We start from the raw sequence: 1,039 nt of genomic DNA on the forward strand, positions 1-1,039 counted from the left end.
GTGCGATTACTCATTGGTTAGAATCTCATTTGAATATATATGTTAAAAACAATGAAATATTTTATTGTCATTTCATATCCTTAATAAGGGTATGGTTGGGCCTACCTGAATGGTTATGCTTATGTTGCCACCAGTAAAAACAACAACAGTTTATAATAGACAGTTATGCTTATCAGAAGGAAATAAGGGGGAAGTAGATCAGCCAAAAAAAGCATTTGGGCTAGAGCCTCAAATGTCTTTAATAGAGCCGGATTTAACCTTGGGAAAGGCTTGTTTAGATCAGTGTACTAAAAAATTTTTCTTTGGAAATATTAGTTCTATATTTTGTCCAGAATTTATATTGTCTGGTTTGCAAAAAGGTACTCTTTCTGAAATCATTGGCTCCGATGAATGGTTAGATACAGTTAAATTTGAAGTTTTCTTTGATAAAGTGAGTTTTAAAAAAGCAAAAATAAATTTATCTAATGCATTACTGTTAATTGTTTTGAGTGATTCATGTAGTCTATATTTTGAGTTTTATTGTAATACGCAGTGTGTATTTGATTTTAAATTTGATCTTATCTTTGAGCAAAATAGTGACATTTTAGAAAGTATAAGTTTTCTTAGGGCTGTGGGTTCTAAATTTCGAAGAAAAGGAATATGTAAAACGGTTTCACTACGCATTCTTGAAAGAATTCATCAATTCCTCGGTAATGAAAAAACTGATATATTTATTTCAGCTGGTCATATAGCGACAGTAAAATTTTTTTACCCACTCAATAAGTATTGTCTTAAAAAAACAGGTGAACACATAAGAGATCTTGAGCCCACTGAAGCAGTAATAGATTTTGCTGATATAATTGATTTTCCTGAACCTCTAGCGGATTTTCAATTTCAACCTGATGTCCACCCAACTAGGGCTGAGTGTTGTCACAAAAGTATTAGATTAAATAAGTTACTTTTGCAGTATAGGGTTCGTGACTGGCTTGAACGTAGACTCCTAAGCACATAACGCCTAAATCAGGTGCGCCGAAGGCGTCACTTGGATGCGCTTGTTAGG

At 33.3% G+C, this 1,039-nt stretch carries 1 protein-coding gene; it reads left to right on the forward strand.

Features of this window, described 5'->3' with window-relative positions; all coding sequences use genetic code 11:
• The first annotated feature begins 121 nt into the window (after positions 1–121).
• A complete protein-coding gene (locus ACY2RQ_RS19445) occupies positions 122–991 on the forward strand; it encodes a hypothetical protein (protein WP_490114669.1) in 870 nt (289 codons plus the stop codon).
• The last annotated feature ends 48 nt before the right edge of the window (positions 992–1,039 follow it).

Source organism: Parendozoicomonas sp. 209JJ7-1, assembly GCF_058147085.1.

What these genes read in the sequence shown, in the direction of transcription:
- ACY2RQ_RS19445 (WP_490114669.1), top strand. Translation starts at nt 122, where the DNA reads ATGTTGCCACCAGTAAAAACAACAACAGTTTATAATAGACAGTTATGC.